The following is a 17406-nucleotide window of genomic DNA, read 5'->3' as shown; positions in this document are numbered from 1 at the left end:
CTAGCTAGGGCTGCGGCTGCAAAAGGATTCGCGGTTCCTCCGCAGACGTAAGCCGCGAGGGGAACCGCTCAAGTAAGGAAGTCACTAGCTAGAAGCTAAGAGCTAATAGCTAGCAGCTATGGAAGGCAAACGTGGAATTCTTTCGGAGCTCTAACATCGACTGGCTGGGGAAGAAGTGGTACTTCCTTGGCTTCTCGCTGATCTTCTCGGTCGCGGGTCTGCTCAGCATGTTCTTCTGGCACGGCGTTCCGCGCGGCGTCGACTTCAAGGGCGGCACGCGCATCACCGTCGAGTTTGCCTCGACGCCGCATGAGGATCACATCCGCCAGGCGCTGAGCGCTGCAGGTCTTTCGAGCGCGGGGGTGCAGCGCATCTCGGGCGCGAACGGCAAGGCTGCGAATGACGTTGAGATCGCGCTGCCGGAGACCTCCGACGCCGCGCACGACGCCGGCCGCACCCAGGTGGAGAACGCCCTGCAGGCGAACTATCACGACTCCACTTTCTCGGTGCAGCAGGTGGATATTGTGGGGCCGACGGCGGGTAAGCAGCTGACGCGGCAGGCAGGGTTTGCGGTGCTGTACTCGCTGATCGGAATGCTGATCTACCTGTGGTTCCGCTTCGAGCTGATCTATGGCGTTGCGGCTGTGGTGGCGGTGTTTCACGACACGCTGATCACGGTGGGTGCGTTCTCACTGACCAACCAGGAGATTACGCTGACGGTGATCGCGGCGATCCTGACGCTGGTCGGCTACTCAATGAACGACACCATCGTGGTGTTCGATCGCATCCGCGAAAACCTGGCGCTGAGCCGCCGCGAGACGTTGAGCTCAGTGGTGAACCGGTCGATCAACCAGACGCTGAGCCGAACCGTGTTGACGTCGGGACTGACGTTCCTCACCGTGCTGTGCCTGTTCCTCTTCGGCGGTGAGGTGCTGCACGGCTTCTCGTTCGCGCTGGTGATTGGCATCCTGATCGGAACGTACTCGTCGATCGCGGTGGCGGCTCCGATGCTGGTGGCGTACCAGGACTGGCGTGCGGCGCGCGGCAAGCGCGTGTCGCTGCCGGCGGCCAAGGGCGCGCGGTAGATCGTCTCATCGAAACAGACAGAGGACGGGCTGCGGCCCGTCCTCTTGCTTTGCGGAAGGACCTTTCGGATGCGGGAGAGCGCTCTTATGCGGTCCTCTTGCATCGCGTGTTGTGCAATCGATCATGCGGCGCTGCTGAGCGGGGATTGACTATCGCCCAGCGGCTGAGATTTTTTCGGGGACGCCTGCCGAAATGGGTCGTGGGCCATGTAGGATAGCCCCAACGCACCGACTTCCAGACATAAAAAATCCTCTGCCAATCTGGGAACAATTTGGCAGGGCGTGGTGTCTAAGGGTCACAGCGAAGCCCGGGTCTTGAACCAAAGGCCACGGGAATTGAGGGGTTGCCCATGTTCGAAGATTCCATGATGGAATCAGCGGGAAAGATCAAGACGAAGTCCAGATACTGGATGATCGGCACATTTGCCCTGAACGGGACAATTGTTGCCGCGCTTGCGATCGTGCCGCTGCTGTTTCCTGAGGCGCTGCCGAAGAACTCGCTCGCAGCGTCGATCGCGGCCCCGCCGCCACCTCCTCCACCCCCCCCGCCGCCGCCGCCGCCTGCTGCGGTCAAGCCGATGCCGAAGATGACCTCGGAGATCGACCAGGGCCTGCACGCCCCCACCAAGATTCCGAAGAACATCAACCTGGTCAAGGATGAAGCTCCGCCACCGCCTTCGAGCGGCATGGGCGTGGCCGGCATGAGCGGTATGGCCGGCGGCGCACCGGGCGGCATCCTGGGCGGCATGCCCGGCGGTACGGGCGCGGCTCCCAAGATCGAAGTGGCCAAGCCCAAGCCAACGGGTCCGGCGCGTATCTCGGGCGGCGTCATGCAGGGCCAGATCCTGGTGAAGACGCAGCCGATCTATCCGCCGATCGCCAAGGCCGCGCACGTTTCCGGTACAGTCGTGCTGCACGCCCTGATCTCCAAGAGCGGGTCGATCGAGAACCTGACCGCGATTTCTGGTCCGGACATGCTGAAGAGCGCGGCGATCGACGCCGTCCGTCAGTGGAAGTACAAGCCTTACCTTCTCAACGGAGAGCCGACCGAGGTCGACACGACGATCACGGTGAACTTCAACATGAACGGCGGTTGATTCCGTGGGACGTCCCGGGGCGGACCGTTCGCGGTCTGGCCCCTGGTCCAACCAGACAACGGTAAACGCTTTTCGATAATCTACGTCCCTTTGGAAGAGCAGGCGGCTCTCACGAGAACCTTCCTGTGCTTCTGCGAAGCATGGAAGCCAGGTACGGCGGTCCCGGTGGACCTCCAACCTGGCTTCGGATGAACCCCGGGCACGACCCAGGGTCTCTCCGCAAGATCAACCTTTCAACCGCTCGATAAAACAGAAGTATCCAGCCAGGAGGAACGAATTCCGTGATTCTCGCTCATCTCACTTCGATCTCGCACAACGCCATGGTCTCCCTCGCCATGTTCCAGGACGACGCCGCACCGCAGGTGGGTTTCAGCCCCATGCAGATGTGGGGCTCCATGAACTGGCCCGCCCGTTGCATCGTCATCATCCTGTTCATCATGTCGATCTGGTCGCTGGCCGTGATGATCGATCGCTGGCTGTACTTCAACGCCGCTCGTTCGCAGTCGCGTGAGTTCGCTCCCAAGGTTGCGGGCGCGCTGAAGGAAGGCCGTCTGGATGAGGCGATCAAGGTTGCCGACCGTTCCAAGAAGTCGCACCTCGCCGAGGTTGTGACCGCTGGCCTCACCGAGTTCCGTTCCTTCGGTTCGGGTGGCGCGATCACCACGGAGCAGATCGAGAGCTCGCAGCGCGCGCTTGAGCGCACCGAGTCGATCGTTCACGCGAAGCTGAAGAAGGGCCTCGGCGGTCTCGCCACCATCGGTTCGACCGCACCGTTCATCGGTCTTCTCGGAACCGTCATGGGCATCCTCCGCGCCTTCCAGCAGATCGCCACCTCGAAGAGCCAGGGCATCGCGGCAGTCGCCGGCGGTATCTCGGAAGCTCTCGTGACGACCGCCATCGGTCTGTTCGTCGCCATCCCCGCGGTTATGGCGTTCAACTACTTCACCCAGAAGGTGGAAGCGTTCGACGTCGAGATGGACAACAGCTCGTCGGAGCTCGTCGACTACTTCATCAAGCAGTCGCACCGCTAGGCTGAGCTTTCGGGGCGGCCTCTGGAAAGAGCCGCCGTGGGAACTCACCGAACGCACACGGAACGAACGCGAGAATCCTTTTCCTGCCAGGTCCGGTCCCCGAGTGAGAGGGGGCCGGAACCGCAGGGGACCCTGAAGAGGGTGTCCCGACAGGAAGCAGGAGACCACTCGCCGGCACGCACGCTGAATCAGGACGGGGGACAACGCAACCCCGGATTTGGAGCAAACGCTTATGGCAATGGCAAAGCGGGAAGAAGGCAAGAAGGTCAACTCGAACATCAACGTGACTCCCATGGTGGACGTCATGCTGGTGCTCCTGATCATCTTCATGGTCATCACTCCCATGTTGAACGACAAGGTGAGCGTCGATCTCCCGAAGGTCAGCGCAGCGATCATCATGGACAACGCCAACAAGGACGATGCGATCTCCGTCTCGGTCACCCGTGATGGAAAGACGTTCCTAGGCGGCGATCCCGTGGCGCTTTCTGACCTGGGCACCAAGGTCGCCGACCTCGAATCCAAGAAGACCAATCCGGGCGACGATAAGAGCGTGTACATGCGCGCCGACCAGCGGTCCAACTACGGCAAGGTGATGGATACGATCGATGCGATCCGCACCGCGGGTGTGAGCCAGGTCAACCTGCTCACGTCCATGAGCACGAACTAGGACCTGATCGGAACTCGCGCGCACGCGCTTTACAGAACGACCTCGGAGAGGAGGAAAAGCTTATGGCAATGGGTGGTGGAAGTCAGGGAGGATCGGTCTCGGAGATCAACGTTACTCCGCTGATCGACGTGCTGCTGGTGCTGCTGATTATCTTCATGGTGATCGTGCCGACCACGCCCCGCGGCCTTGAGGCCCTGGTGCCGCAGCCGCCGAAGAACAATACGCCGCCGCCGCCGGACAACGATCGCACCATCGTGCTGCAGATCGAGGGCGGTTCCGGCCTTCCGGTGTGGAAGATCAACGACCAGCAGTTTCAGAGGGATGATATTCCGAATCAGCTGACGAAGATCTTTGCGACCCGGCAGGAGAAGGTGATGTTCATCAAGGGCGACCCGAAGCTGGACTTCGGCACCGTGGCGGACGGCATCGGCTATGGCAAGCAGGCGGAAGTGACGAACATCGGTATCATCACGCCGCAGATCGAAGCCGGTCACTAAGAGTCACAAGTAGCAAGGCCTGATCTCAGGCTTCTGAAAGGCGCTCCCGCGCAGCGATGGTCCCCACGGACCGGACCTGCTGCAGGAGCGCCTTTCTGCGTTTGCGTTCGTTTGTGCGGACAGGGAACTCTGCGCCCCCCCGCGGTGTCTGATAGCCAGCAGAACGTCTACTCGCCGACGACGACCTGGGACCAACGACAAACGAGAGTGCGCGCCAAGGCCCCTGACAGGGCCACTGTGGCGTCGGAGGTGCGAGATGGCAATGTCGAGCGGGGAAGTGCGGGGAGGCGTCGCTGAGATCAACGTGACGCCATTGATCGATGTGCTTCTGGTGCTGCTGATCCTCTTCATGGTCATCGTGCCGGCGCTGCCGCACGGTTTGGAGAGCGCGGTGCCGCAGCCGGCGAAGGGCGCTGCAGAGCCTAGCGTGGGGCCGGTGATGCTGGAGGTCCGGCTGGCCACTGGCGCGGCTGGGGCGGCGTACGTGTATCGGGTGGATGGGCGTCCTGTGGAGCTGGTTGCGCTCGGGGAGGCGCTGCGGAGCAAGCTTGGGGTGCGGCAGGAGCGTGGGCTGCTGGTTGCTGCGGATCGTGGCCTGACGTATGACGTCGTGGCCCAGGCTATTGGCGTCGCGCGGGAGGCGGGGGCTTGGCCGATTGGGATTGTGGGGAAGGAGTTTGCGGACCGGCAATAGGTGTTGGGCGTCAAGGGCCGAGGGCCAAGGGTCCAGGGTCCAGGTGTTGGGTGACACTCGCCAGAAGCCAGATGGCCAGTCACCAGTGTGGTGGTTGGGTGATGCAGGCGTGCAAACACTGAGGCCTCCCATGCGGGAGGCCTCAGGTGTTGAAGATTGTCGGCATGTCTGCCGGTTGCGAGCTACTGTGCCGTGATGCCGCCGTGCGATGCTGCCTCTTCCTTCTTGGCCTCATTCGCCTTGCGGGCGCCGATGGACTTCTGCACCCAGGCATCGGCCTGCGCGAGGTCGGCCTTGCGGGCTGCGTCGTCGCCGCAATCCAGGTCGGCCTTGCGGCGGTAGCTGAGGTTCATGTAGCTCATGGCGTCGTCGTAGTTCTGCCGCAGGCCGATGGCCTGGGCAAGGTACTTCTGCGCTTCTTCGACCAGCGGGGTGTTCAGCTGCTTGATCTTGGCGCAGGTGTCCTTGGACATCTTCGGGTTGCCATTGCCATCGTCCTGCAAGCCGGCGGCAGCGAGGGCGGTGGTGGCGTTCTTGTAGGACTCGGTCCAGTCGATGACGCCGATGGTGTAGGCGGCTTCAGCGTCGTTCGGAGCGAGCTGAAGGACCTTCATCTCGATCTCCTTGGCCTTGTCGAACTGCTTGATGTTGCGATAAATCGAAGCTTCCTGGCGGAGCGCGCCGAGATCGTTCGGAGTATTCGCCAGCACCTGATCGAAGCCCGAGAGGGCCTTGTGCGCGATCTTCAGGTTCTCAGGCGTATCCAGGTTGGGAACAACCTGGTAGCTGTAGGCAGTAGCGAGGTACAGCTTGGCGACGTCGTAGTTCGGATCGAGGGCGATGGCCTGTTCGAAGCGGTTGGTGGCTACCTCATACTGGCCAGCCTTGAACGCTTGAACACCCTTCACGAGCTGATCGCGTGCCTGCAACTTGGCACAACCGACAGTGCTCCCCAGGATCACTAGCAGCGCTGCCGCTGCCGAAATGCGCGCACACAGTTTCATCGGAAAACCTTCCTATTGGACAGAATCGCCTTCGGCCCCGCACCTGGAGGCAAGTCTCGGTGTGTGAATGAGGGCCTTTCGGTGTGATTGTAAAGGGAGAGAACGGCCATTGACCAGCGGTGGCATGTCAATTTGGGCAGCCTCTCCTCATCCTCCGGGCGTTCAGCACATGGCTTCGCGCCTCGGCAGGAGGAAATTGTATGACGCCGAAGCCCAATACAGAAGAGGCTTCGACCTTATTTGCAAGTGGTGACGAAAGAGGATGACGAGGAGCTATGACGAAAAGACGCATGGGGCGGATATCGGGCAGTTGGTAGCATCGAGCGTGGTAATAGGAAGTCGGCAACACGGAGGCAGTGTGGCACAGGGAAAGTGGACTGCAGCGCAGATGGCATCGCAGACGGGCAGGACGGCTCTCATCACCGGGGCGAACAGCGGCATTGGGTTCCAGGCCGCGAGCGAGCTTGCCTCGCACGGAGCGCATGTGCTGCTGGGCGTACGCAACACGGCTAAGGGGGAAGACGCGGCGGCGCGCATCCGCAGTGCTTCTCCTGGCGCGAACGTCGAGGTGGCTACGCTCGACGTGGCTTCGCTGGCTTCGGTGCGTGCGTTCGCTGAGGGCTTCCTTGCCAGCGGCCGTGCGCTGGACCTGCTGATCAACAATGCGGGTGTGATGGCGTTGCCGAAGCGCGAGCTCTCGGTCGATGGCTTCGAGCGCCAGTTTGCGACCAATCATCTGGGGCATTTTGCGCTCACGGGACTTTTGATGCCGGCGATCGAGAAGGCGGCTGCGCCTCGTGTCGTCACGGTCGCTTCGCTCGCGCACCGCAACGGGAAGTTTGAGCTGGACAACCTGCAGGGCGAGAAGAAATATGTGCCGTGGGATGTTTATGGCATGACCAAGCTGGCGAACATTCTCTTTGCGACGGAGCTGGAGCGCAGGGCTCGCAAGGCGGGGCTGAAGCTCATCAGCCTCGCGGTGCATCCGGGGATTGCGCGGACGCAGATCTTCGAGAACGGTCCGGGAACGGGCGACATCAAGGCCATCATTACCCGACTGCTCGCGCCCCTGATGACCCAGGACGATGCTCGCGGCGCTCTGCCAACGCTGTATGCCGCGACGAGCCCGGAAGCACACGGCGGCGAGTACATCGGACCAGATGGTATGGGCGAGCTGAAGGGCTGGCCGAAGGTGGTGCAGCCGCGCGCGAATGGCAAGGATCCGGTTGCGGCGAAGCAGCTTTGGGACGTGAGCGAGACGCTAACCGGCGTGCGATACCTCGATTAAGCAGAACAGCAGAACAGCAGAACAGCAGAACAGCAGAACAGCAGAACAGCAGAGCAGCAGAGCAGCAGAGCAACGCATCGGCGATTGAGGATGCGCTCCGCCGGTTTTCGCCGTTCCGTTTCTCAGCTATTCCGCTGCCCCTGCTGCTCCTAGGCGGCCAGCTTCTCGGCCGGTGCGAGGGCTTCGTGCTCGATTTCCTCGAGGCTCTTGCCTTTGGTTTCGGGAAGCATGGTTGCGGTGACGATGAGGCCGAGCACGCTGGCTGCTGCGGCGGCGGATTCCGCGGCGCGCAGGCCTCCGGAGTGCAGCAGGAACGGGAATACGAAGACTCCGAAGAAGCCTCCGAGCTTGCCCATTGCTGCCGCGATACCGTGGCCGGTGGTGCGTACGCGAACGGGGAAGATCTCCGACGGATAGACGAAGGTCGTGGTGTTGGGGCCGAACTCGGTGAAGAAGAAGCTAAGGCCATAGATGATGAGGAACGGTGTGACCTGCTGCTGCAGGCCTGGCCAGAAGGCGAGCACGAGGAACGCCACGCTCATCATTCCGAAGCCGAGGCACTGGATCGTCTTGCGGCCGAGCCGGTCCATCGTGAGTGCGGCGATGACATAGCCGGGGGCGGCGAAGATCACGAAGATGCCGAGCTGGGTCAGAGTCTTCTGCAGCAGCGTGTGATCGCTGTTGAGAGCGCTGAGGACCATGGGGCTGGAGACGGTGTTGCCGTAGTACGCGGCGTCCATGAGGAACCAGGCGGCGGAGGCTCCGATGAGCCGGATAAGCAGGCGGTTCTCGGTGGCAAGGCGGTGAAAGCCGTCCCAAAAGCTGACGGAGTGCTGTTCCTCATCGAAGTGACCGGCGCGCTTGAGTTCGCCATTGTCGCCTTCTTCCATGCCGGAGGCGGCGAGGTAGCGTGGCGACTCCTTGAGATGGCGACGCGACCAGTAGACGGCCAGCGCTGGGACGGCGCCGAAGCCGACCAGGATGCGCCAGATGATGTCGTGCGAGAGGTTCGTGGCCAGCAGGGCCGAGGCGAAGAGTGGACCGAGGATAAGTCCTGCAGCCTGCATGGCGAAGACCAGCGAGACCATCATGCCGCGTGACGCCTTGCCGGCGTACTCGGCCATGATGGTGGCGCTGACGGGATAGTCGCCGCCGATGCCGATGCCGAGGATGAAGCGGAAGCCGATGAGCCACCAGATGCCGGGGGAGAACGAGCAGGCGATGGCGCCGGCGGCGAGGACGAGTACCTCGACGCCATAGATGCGTTTGCGGCCGAGCATGTCGGCGACGCGGCCGAAGAGCAGGGCTCCAATGGCGGATGCAAGGAGTGCGGTGGAATCGACCAGCGCCTCTTCGATCTTTCCGGTGTGCCACAGGGGCTTCACGAGGCTCATCACGACGCCGATGATGAACAGGTCGTAGGCGTCGGTGAAGAAGCCCATGCCGGAGATGAACATGATCTTCCAGTGTTCGCCGGAGATCTTGGCGTTGTCGAGGTGGCTGAAGTCGGAGGCAGGAGCGGTGCGGGAAGGGACAGCGATCGGTGGCATGGCAAGGGCCCTCAGTTCCTGCTGAGGATGGATGCCCCTGTTTGTTACCGGCGTGTGAATGAGAGGTTCGGCAGACAATTCCGTGCTCATCTCATCGACAAGCTGTTTCGCTCATGAATCCCTGACGAGATCTTGCTAGCGGGAGCGTTTCTTCGAGGTCGGCTTCTTCACGACGGTGCGCTTGGCGGGCAGCTTGCGGGCGACAGCTTTGGTCGCGGTCTTCTTGGCGGCCTTCTTCGCTGGGGTCTTTGAGGTTGCGGAGGTTGCGGCCTTCACGCTGGTCTTGACCGTGGTCTTCGTCGTGGGCGACTTAGGCGCGGAGGCGGAGGCGGAGATGCGGGACAGCTTGGCGGCGTGCGACTCGAACAGCTTCTCGATCTGCTTGAGCAGCAGTGCGGTCTGCAGGGGCTTGACCAGCATCTTGTCGGCTCCCATGTCCTGCCAGTCTTCGTCGGCGAGAGGATACGCGGTGAGCAGGGCGACGGCGGGGTGGTAGGCCGCGGTGCGGGCGGCATGGATGACCTCGCGGCCGGCGGCGTCGGACTCCATGCGCATGTCGGTGATGACCATCTGGTACTCGTGCGCACGCAGCTTCAACTTGGCCTCGCGCGCGCTGGCGGCGGTCTCCACATCGAAGCCGGAGATCTCGAGCACGGCCTTCATGGTGAGTAGAACGGTGACTTCATCGTCGACAAGAAGAACGCGGCGCTTCGGCAAAGGAGTAGCTCCTGGAACGGGGTAACGAGCTGAGTCACAAGTGAGATGCGGCTCGCGGGGTTCGACTGGTATGTTCGCAGGTTGCCGCGCGCCGATGCAAGCCGCAGGAGCTGGTGGCGCGGCCATCGGTCATACCGCGACGGCACTAGCGCAGATGCGAACACCTCGCAGCTGCGCAGAAAAACGTGTGTCTGCAGAGCTGCGAGGTATGAGGTAACGAGCGACGAGGGTCGAGGGCCAAGCTCTGCTGCTATTGCTTGCAGAGCTCCAGCGGCCAGGTCCAGTTGCGGTGCTCGGGAGAGTCGATGCCGTTTTCGTGGGCGTAGTTCACGGCTTCGATGATCTGGTCCTTGAGCCATTCCTTGGTGTGGGAGGCGTTGGCCTGCAGCTTGGGCACGCGGTCGATGATGTCGATGGCGAGGTCGAAGCGGTCGACCTGGTTGAGGATGGCGAGCTCCAGCGGCGTGTTGATGTTGCCCTTCTCCTTGTAGCCGCGGACGTGGATGTTGGCATGGTTCGCCCGGCGGTAGGTGAACTTGTGGATGAGCGACGCATAGGCGTGGAAGTTGAAGATCACGGGGCGGTCGAGCGTGAAGAGCGAATCGAACTCGCGGGCTGAGAGGCCGTGGGGGTGCTCTTCCTCGGGCATGAGGCGGAAGAGGTCGACGACGTTGACGAAGCGGATCTTCACCTCAGGGCACTTGGAGCGGAGGATCGCTACGGCAGCGAGCGCTTCGGCGGTGGGAATGTCTCCCGCGCAGGCCAGGACGACGTCGGGCTCGTGGCCCTGGTCGTTAGAGGCGAAGTCCCAGATGCCGATGCCCTTGGTGCAATGCTTCACGGCCTGATCCATGTTCAGGTACTGCAGATGCTCGGCCTTGTCCGCCACGATGACGTTGACGTAGTTGGAGGACTTCAGGCAGTGGTCGGCGACGGAGAGCAGGCAGTTGGCATCGGGCGGAAGATAGATGCGCGTGACCTCAGGGCTCTTGTTGGTGACGACGTCGAGGAAGCCGGGGTCCTGGTGGGTGAAGCCGTTGTGGTCCTGCCGCCACACGAGCGAGCTGATGAGGATGTTGAGCGAGCTGATGGGAGCACGCCAGCGCAGCTCCATCTTCGACTTCTCCAGCCACTTGGCATGCTGGTTGAACATGGAGTCGATGATGTGCACGAAGGCTTCATAGGTGTTGAAGAGGCCGTGGCGTCCGGTGAGGACGTAGCCTTCGAGCCAGCCTTCGAGGGTGTGCTCGCTGAGCATCTCCATGACGCGGCCGGTGGGCGAGAGGAAGCCGCCGTCGAGGTCCTCGGGCTTGTACTCGGCCATCCAGGCTTTGCCGCTGGCGTCGTACATCTGCTGCAGCTTGTTGCTGGCGGTCTCGTCGGGGCCGAAGACGCGGAAGCGGTCCATGTTGCGCCGGATCACATCGCGCAGCAGCGCGCCCAGCACGAAGGTGGAGCTGACGCTGAGCTGGCCGGGCAGCTTGACGTCGATCGCGTAGTCCTCGAAGCAGGGCATGTCCAGCGGCTTGCGCAGGAGGCCGCCGTTGGCGTGCGGGTTGGCGGTGATGCGGCGCTTGCCTTTGGGCGCGAGGGCGCGCAGCTCGGGGATGAGGCGGCCGCTCTCGTCGAAGAGCTCTTCCGGCTTGTAGCTGCGCATCCACTTTTCGACGATGGCGAGGTGAGCCGGATTGGTGGCAGGATCGAGGATCGGCACCTGGTGGGCGCGCCAGAAGCCCTCGACCTTGTGGCCGTCGAGCTCCTTGGGGCAGGTCCAGCCTTTGGGGGTGCGAAGGATGATCATCGGCCAGCGAGGACGCTCGGGGCAGGTCTGGCCGGCCGCTGCGGCCTCGCGGGCGAGCCACTGGATCTCGCGGATGCGCAGGACGACGTGCTCCAGGGTTTCGGCCATCTGCTGGTGGGTGGGCTCGGGGTCGTCACCTTCGACGACGTAGGGATCCCAGCCGTAGCCGCGGAAGAGCTGCTCCAGCTCCTCGCGCGTGATGCGGGCGAGGATGGTGGGGTTGGCGATCTTGTAGCCGTTGAGGTGCAGCACGGGAAGGACCGCGCCGTCGGTGACGGGGTTCAGGAACTTGTTGGAGTGCCAGCTGGTGGCGAGCGGGCCGGTCTCGGCTTCGCCGTCGCCGACCACGACGGTGGCGATGAGGTCGGGGTGATCGAAGACCGCGCCGAAGCCGTGCGAGAGCGAGTAACCCAGCTCGCCGCCCTCGTGGATGGAGCCGGGAGTCTCCGGGGTGCAGTGGCTTCCAATGCCGCCGGGAAAGCTGAACTGCTTGAAGAATTTCTGCATGCCGGCGATGTCCTCGGACATCTGGGGGTAGACCTCGGAGTACACGCCTTCTAAGTAGCTGTTGGAGAGCGTGGCGGGTGCCCCGTGCCCGGGGCCGGAGAGATAGATGACGTTGAGGTCGTACTTGTTGATGAGCCGGTTTAGGTGGACCCAGGTGAAGCTCTGGCCGGGGTCGGAGCCCCAGTGGCCGAGGAGGCGATTCTTGATGTGCTCCGGCTTGAGCGGCTCGCGCAGCAGGGGATTGCTGCGCAGGTAGAGCATGCCCACGCTGAGGTAGTTGCAGGCGCGCCAGTAGGCGTCGATCTTGCACAGCTCCTCAGGTGCAAGGGGCGAGGAGTGGGTTCCGTGGAGTGTTGCGGCCGGGGTACCTTCGAAGCTCATCTGGGTTCTCCTCACGCCAAGTATGGGATCTCCTCGCGCGAATTGTGGGTTGAGTCTACGTCGCTTCGTGCAACATGCGGTCAACGTGGCGGGCGATCGTCCAGTCCTCCTGCGCGGGCAGGACCAGAATCGCAGCCGTTCCAGGAACAGGTTTGCCGCTTTCTACCTTGGATGCCGTGATGTCGCGCACGGCACCCCTCTGGCTGGCTGTTGGGTCGTCATTCTTTGCGGGGTCCAGGGCGAAGCCGAGGGGGTCGAGTCCGGCGATGACCTCCGCGCGGGTGGCGGCGTCGTTCTCGCCGATGCCTCCGGTGAAGACCAGCGCATCCATGCCGCCGAGCACAAAATGCGCTGCGCCAAGGGCTTTGCGGATGGACCGCACGAAGACGGCCAGCGCCAGCTGGGCGTTCTCATCGCCGCCGGCAGCGGCCCAGCGCACCTTGCGCATGTCGTTGGGCTGGCCGCTGAGGGCGACCATGCCGGCGCTCTTGTTGAGCATGGTCTCGACGGCGGTGGCGGGGTCCGGCTCGTGGTCTTCGACGGCGTGGCGCTCGAGGTAGAGCATCAGGCCGGGGTCGAGATCGCCGGGCCGGGTGCCCATCACGATGCCGCCGGTCGGCGTGAGGCCCATGGTGTTGTCGACAGACTTGCCCTTGAGCAGGGTGGTGACGCTGCAGCCGGAGCCCAGGTGGGCGATGACCATGCGCTCCGGGACGCCGCCGTAGACCTCCAGCTGGGCCACGATGGACTCACAGCTGAGCCCGTGGAAGCCGTAGCGGCGCACGCCCTGGGCGCGGACCTTTTCGGGCAGGGGATAGGTGTAGGCCGCGGGCGGCATGGTGCGGTGGAAGACGGTGTCGAAGCAGGCGAACTGCGGGACGTTGGCGTAGCGCTGCAGGCCCAGTTGAATGAGCTTGCGGGCGGGAGGGTCGTGCAGGGGAGCGAACGGCGTCGCGGCCTTCAGCTGCTTGAGGAGTTCGGGGGTGATCCGCTGGTGATCGGTGATGTTCGGCCCGGGATGGACGACGCGGTAGCCGATGGCCTCGATCTCGGGGACCATCTGGGCGGCGAGTTGGTCCAGCACCAGTGCGAGTGCGTCGTAGACCGTGCCTGCCTTGACCGGGCCGCGGCGCTGGCCGAGCCCGCTGCCTCCGCGGGCGCGGATTTCCATCTGGGCGTCGCCCCCAACCCCGGAGACATCACCCTCGAGGACGAACTCCAGCGCGGGAAGGCGATCGAAGAGAGAGAACTTCAGCGAAGAAGACCCACTGTTGAGAACAAGAATCGCCATGCGGCCTCAAGGTGGAACAAAGGTGATGAGGGGGAAGGAGTTGGAGGCGGGTCAATGCCAGCCCGTTTGCTCCGAGGCTACCGCGTTTCCTTGGCTTCTGCTACCGGCGGCGGGGCCGCCGCGTCTCTGGAAGTACCAGCGAGGGTGTTCCGGCTCTGCACGTGCCGGACCGAATCGGGACGGTGCGGCCGCTGAGCGGCCAGCCATGCCCCCGGATTTCCGGGCCCGCTGCATTGCGCCTGCGATACGCTGGACATACCTGCTATACTCGCGTGTGCAGATCCTCGCCATGTGCGAGCAGTCGCCGTCGATGCTTCCCGCTTGTTTTCCGTAGGGGATCCGGTCGCGACGATCCCCAAAAACTTCAAACGGGCCGCCCAACCGGCGTGCCGGAGACTATACCTATCCCACCTCTCGATAAACGCGCGCAAAAGTCCTTCATCCGTACCAACGAACGTATCCGCGCGCGCGAAGTGCGCGTGATCGACGAGACCGGAGCCCAACTCGGGGTGATGGCGCCGTTTGAGGCGCTCAAGATCGCCCGCGAGCGTTCGCTCGACCTGGTAGAGATTTCGCCCAACGCTGTTCCTCCCGTCTGCAAGATCCAGGACTACGGCAAGTTCCTGTATGAGAAGGACAAGAGCGAGCGCGCCGCCCGCAAGACCCAGAAGGTCATCGTCATCAAGGAAGTCAAGTTCTCGGTCACCGTGGACGAGCATGACTACCAGACGAAGAAGAACCAGGCCGTCCGCTTCCTGGGCGACGGGGACAAGGTGAAGGCCAGCCTGCGCTTCAAGGGCCGGCAGATGGCGCACCGCGATCTCGGCTACAAGATCATCAACCGTCTCATCCAGGACGTGAACGAGGTGGGTGTGGTCGAATTCATGCCGCGCATGGAAGGCACCACGCTGCACGCCATCCTTGCGCCGATCAAGGCCAAGCAGATTCAGGCGCCGGCGAAGCCCAAGCATGCCGAGCCTCTTGCTCCAGCCACTGAGGCAGCGCCGGTCGCAGCTGAGGCCCCGGTTGCCGAGACGACCACCGCATAGAACAAGCCGCAGGACGATTCTCTGACGACGCATAGCGCCCGCTCGGCCCCACGGCCTGCGGGCGTTTCGCGTTCTGGGGATGGCGTCCTGGATGATTCTTTCGGGACTCAAGCCCTGACCGGCCGGCAATCGCGCGAGGGAGTTTTAATCCGCGTGGCCGAGTTTCCTGAGCGCCGTTAGTGCCGCCAGGTGGCCGCACATGCCGTGCACGCCGCCGCCGGGAGGCGTTGAGGCGCTGCATAGGTAGAGCTTGGGGTTGGAGGTCTCGTAGAGGTGCGCGGTGGGGCGGCTGACCAGCTGCGAGAGGGTCATCGCTCCGCCCGAGAGATCGCCGCCGATGAGGTTTGGGTTCCAGCTTTCGAGCGACTGCGGCGTGTGGACATGGCGGGCGAGGATGGTGTCGCGGAAGCCGGGAGCGAAGCGCTCCACCTGCGCTTCGATGCGCTCGGTGTAGTCCTCCTGGGGAGTGTGGCCTTCGGCGTTCGGGACGTGGCAGTAGGCCCAGGCGGTGTGTCTGCCTTCGGGGGCGCGCGTGGGGTCGAAGAGACTTGGCTGCACCAGCAGGACGAAGGGCTTGTCGCAGCTTTTCGACCGGAAGGCCGCGGCTTCGGAGAGGGCGATCTCGCGCTGCGTGCCGCCCAGGTGCACGGTCGCCGCGCGCTCCACGCCCTTGGCTGTCCAAGGGATCGGCTGCGAGAGCGCCCAGTCCAGCTTGAAGGCTGCGGGGCCGTAGGAGTAGTGGCGCATGCGGGTACGGAAGCCGGAGGTGAGCTGGCCGCCGGCCACGCGGTCCAGCGCGCGGGGGCTGGTGTCGAAGAGTGTGGCGTCGGCGTCGTCCATCTGGGAGAGGCTGCTGATATCGGCGTTGAGCTCGATGCGCCCGCCGAGCGAGAGCAGGTAGCCGGCCATGGCCTGCGTCAGGCGGCCTGCGCCGCCTTCCACCAGCGGCCAGCCCACGGCGTGGGCCGCGGCGGCGAGCACCAGTCCGGCAGCGGAGCTTGCAGGTCGCTCCAGCGGCAGCACCGAGTGGGCTGCGTTGCCCGCGAAGAGCGCACGCGAGCGCTGGCTACGGAAGAGTAGCCGCGTGAGCATCGTGGCGGGCATCATGGCGTTGATGCCGAAGGCGGCCATGTTCAGCGGATGGCTGGGAACGCTGCGCAGCGGACGCATGACCTGATCGCTGAAAGAGGGCCAATCGTCCACCAGCGGCGAGAGCAGGCCCAACCACGCGAGGCGGTCGTGATCGATGAACTGGGCGGAGGTGGCGGCGAGGTCGCGCTCGAGGAAGACCGCGGTGCCGTCATCCAGCGGGTGCGCCAGCGGCGCGGGCGAGTGCACCCAGCGCAGCCCGAAGTCCTCGAGCGGGAGCTTCGAGAGGAACGGGCTGCCGATGCCCATGGGGAAGGAGGTCGCGCCAACGTCGTGGTGGAAGCCGGAGAGCGTAAGCTCCGCCGTGGTGCAGGCTCCGCCGACGTGGGCCATGCGCTCGTAGACCGTCACCTGCACGCCGCGCTGGGCGAGGGTGATCGCAGCCGCGAGGCCGTTGGGTCCGGAGCCGACGATGTTGGCCGTGCGCAGGGGCATGGGAGATAGGATGCCGGTAACTTGCGGTGGCAGCAAACCTTTGGCGGGGATCTCTTCTGCCTTGTGCTGTTCAGCTTATGTTGAACGCGAAGCACTTGTGGGCGCAAATCGTGGGAGGCAACGTCGGCCTGCGGTCACTCATGAATGCCGCGCAGATCGTCCAGGATGGGGAAGACGGTGGGCGTGGCGAGCACCATGGCCAGCGGGACGAAGGTCACGAATCCGAAGCGCGGAAAGGTGACCGCTCCGAGCAGGCCTCCGGCGAAGAAGGAGCCAATCAGCAGCCCCAGCATGCCGATGCGCTCGCGATGCGCGCGGACGGGCTCCTGGAAGGGATTGCGGCTCAGGTAGAGGGCGCGGCCGAGCTCGATGCCCATATCCGTGACCATGCCGGTGAGGTGGGTGGTGCGAATCTCGGCGTCGGAGATCTTGGTGATGATCGCGTTCTGCAGGCCCATCGCAAAGGCCAGCACACCGAGCAGCAGCAGGACATGCGATTGCCCGCGGGTCACGCCTACCGCCCCCAACAGCAGGGCTTCGAGGAACAGCGGCAGGGCAAAGAGGCTTTCACGCTGACGCCGGCGGGCGAAGTTCACCAGCAGGGCACATACGGCAGCACCCGCCAGGAAGCTGAGGAAGATGACCGAGGTGTGGGCGAGCAGCACGGGAGCATCGGTGCCGGCGGCGGCGGCCAGCGTGGCGGTGATGCCCGTCATGTGCGAGGTGAACTGGTGCAGGCCCAGGAAGCCCGAGACGTCCACCAGGCCGGCGGCAAAGGCCAGCATCGCCGCCAGCCGCACGTTCGCGATGCGCGACCGGACACGGGCTGTGAGATGACGAAGCGGCATGGCACTGGGGTCAGTATCGCAGGGGGTGGCTCGGCTAGATGTGCGATGCCGCACGGAGTCGGGGTGCGATTTGCGCTATTCAGGAGGGGCTGTCAGCCGTTGCGGCTCCGCTGACAGGGGCAGCGAGCAGCTCGCGCCGGCATGGCACGCGAGCTGATCCCGATGCTGCTTTCACGTTGTCCTCAGGGCTTTGTCAGGGCGGGGCTTCAGCCCCGCCATTCAAGGCCCTAATGTCAAGTTCCACGAGATGCTTTACACCTCGTTATCAGGACATCCTTTACACATGGAGGTCTGGTGGCGTCGCGCAGCGGTCCA

At 63.8% G+C, this 17406-nt stretch carries 15 protein-coding genes; 8 read left to right on the top strand and 7 right to left on the bottom strand.

Annotation, left to right across the window (positions count from 1 at the left end; genetic code table 11):
* Positions 1 to 131 precede the first annotated feature (131 nt).
* The 6 genes from secF (at position 132) to AC5E6W_RS00050 (ending at position 5071) form a co-directional block, all read left to right on the top strand.
* On the top strand, positions 132 to 1085 hold the full coding sequence (gene secF / locus AC5E6W_RS00075) for a protein translocase subunit SecF (RefSeq protein ID WP_491750207.1): 954 nt from the start codon (positions 132 to 134) through the stop codon (positions 1083 to 1085).
* Positions 1086 to 1450: 365 nt separating this feature from the next.
* Positions 1451 to 2182: an energy transducer TonB gene (locus tag AC5E6W_RS00070; protein ID WP_491750206.1), complete on the top strand. Its 732-nt coding sequence runs from the start codon at positions 1451 to 1453 to the stop codon at positions 2180 to 2182.
* 281 nt (positions 2183 to 2463) lie between these two features.
* Complete coding sequence (locus tag AC5E6W_RS00065) at positions 2464 to 3213, top strand: MotA/TolQ/ExbB proton channel family protein (protein ID WP_491750205.1); 750 nt, start codon at positions 2464 to 2466, stop codon at positions 3211 to 3213.
* Positions 3214 to 3445: 232 nt separating this feature from the next.
* The gene (locus AC5E6W_RS00060) at positions 3446 to 3880 is read left to right on the top strand and encodes an ExbD/TolR family protein (protein ID WP_491750204.1); all 435 of its coding nucleotides are present in this window, start codon (positions 3446 to 3448) and stop codon (positions 3878 to 3880) included.
* A 62-nt stretch (positions 3881 to 3942) separates the two neighbouring features.
* Complete coding sequence (locus AC5E6W_RS00055) at positions 3943 to 4377, top strand: biopolymer transporter ExbD (protein WP_491750203.1); 435 nt, start codon at positions 3943 to 3945, stop codon at positions 4375 to 4377.
* Positions 4378 to 4633: 256 nt separating this feature from the next.
* Positions 4634 to 5071, top strand: a complete 438-nt coding sequence (locus tag AC5E6W_RS00050) for an ExbD/TolR family protein (RefSeq protein WP_491750202.1) — start codon at positions 4634 to 4636, stop codon at positions 5069 to 5071.
* A 182-nt stretch (positions 5072 to 5253) separates the two neighbouring features.
* Here AC5E6W_RS00050 and AC5E6W_RS00045 read toward each other — a convergent pair whose 3' ends face one another.
* The gene (locus AC5E6W_RS00045; protein ID WP_491750201.1) at positions 5254 to 5979 is read right to left on the bottom strand and encodes a hypothetical protein; all 726 of its coding nucleotides are present in this window, start codon (positions 5977 to 5979) and stop codon (positions 5254 to 5256) included.
* A 454-nt stretch (positions 5980 to 6433) separates the two neighbouring features.
* Between AC5E6W_RS00045 and AC5E6W_RS00040 the strand changes: the two genes are divergently transcribed.
* Positions 6434 to 7363, top strand: coding sequence for an oxidoreductase (locus AC5E6W_RS00040; protein ID WP_491750200.1), 930 nt, complete (start codon positions 6434 to 6436; stop codon positions 7361 to 7363).
* A gap of 149 nt (positions 7364 to 7512) precedes the next feature.
* On the opposite strand, the gene AC5E6W_RS00035 is transcribed toward AC5E6W_RS00040, so the two are convergent.
* From AC5E6W_RS00035 to AC5E6W_RS00020, 4 genes are all read right to left on the bottom strand, one after another.
* Positions 7513 to 8913 carry an MFS transporter gene (locus AC5E6W_RS00035; protein ID WP_491750199.1) on the bottom strand — a complete coding sequence of 467 codons (1401 nt, stop codon included), beginning with the start codon at positions 8911 to 8913 and terminating at the stop codon, positions 7513 to 7515.
* Between the two features lie 135 nt (positions 8914 to 9048).
* Positions 9049 to 9630, bottom strand: coding sequence for a response regulator (locus tag AC5E6W_RS00030; RefSeq protein ID WP_491750198.1), 582 nt, complete (start codon positions 9628 to 9630; stop codon positions 9049 to 9051).
* A gap of 250 nt (positions 9631 to 9880) precedes the next feature.
* Positions 9881 to 12319: a phosphoketolase family protein gene (locus AC5E6W_RS00025; RefSeq protein ID WP_491750197.1), complete on the bottom strand. Its 2439-nt coding sequence runs from the start codon at positions 12317 to 12319 to the stop codon at positions 9881 to 9883.
* 55 nt (positions 12320 to 12374) lie between these two features.
* Complete coding sequence (locus AC5E6W_RS00020; protein WP_491750196.1) at positions 12375 to 13610, bottom strand: acetate/propionate family kinase; 1236 nt, start codon at positions 13608 to 13610, stop codon at positions 12375 to 12377.
* Positions 13611 to 13996: 386 nt separating this feature from the next.
* On the opposite strand from AC5E6W_RS00020, the gene infC reads away from it, so the two are divergent.
* Positions 13997 to 14659 (top strand): translation initiation factor IF-3, encoded by a 663-nt coding sequence (infC, locus tag AC5E6W_RS00015; RefSeq protein WP_491750195.1) that lies wholly within the window; start codon positions 13997 to 13999, stop codon positions 14657 to 14659.
* Positions 14660 to 14803: 144 nt separating this feature from the next.
* Here the strand turns inward: infC and AC5E6W_RS00010 are convergent, their stop codons facing one another.
* Both AC5E6W_RS00010 and AC5E6W_RS00005 read right to left on the bottom strand, forming a co-directional pair.
* Positions 14804 to 16243, bottom strand: coding sequence for a phytoene desaturase family protein (locus AC5E6W_RS00010; RefSeq protein ID WP_491750194.1), 1440 nt, complete (start codon positions 16241 to 16243; stop codon positions 14804 to 14806).
* A 134-nt stretch (positions 16244 to 16377) separates the two neighbouring features.
* Positions 16378 to 17091: a YoaK family protein gene (locus tag AC5E6W_RS00005; RefSeq protein ID WP_491750193.1), complete on the bottom strand. Its 714-nt coding sequence runs from the start codon at positions 17089 to 17091 to the stop codon at positions 16378 to 16380.
* Positions 17092 to 17406 lie beyond the last annotated feature (315 nt).

It is taken from the genome of Bryocella sp. (assembly GCF_058498515.1).
This window is presented reverse-complemented; position numbering and strand designations above follow the sequence as displayed.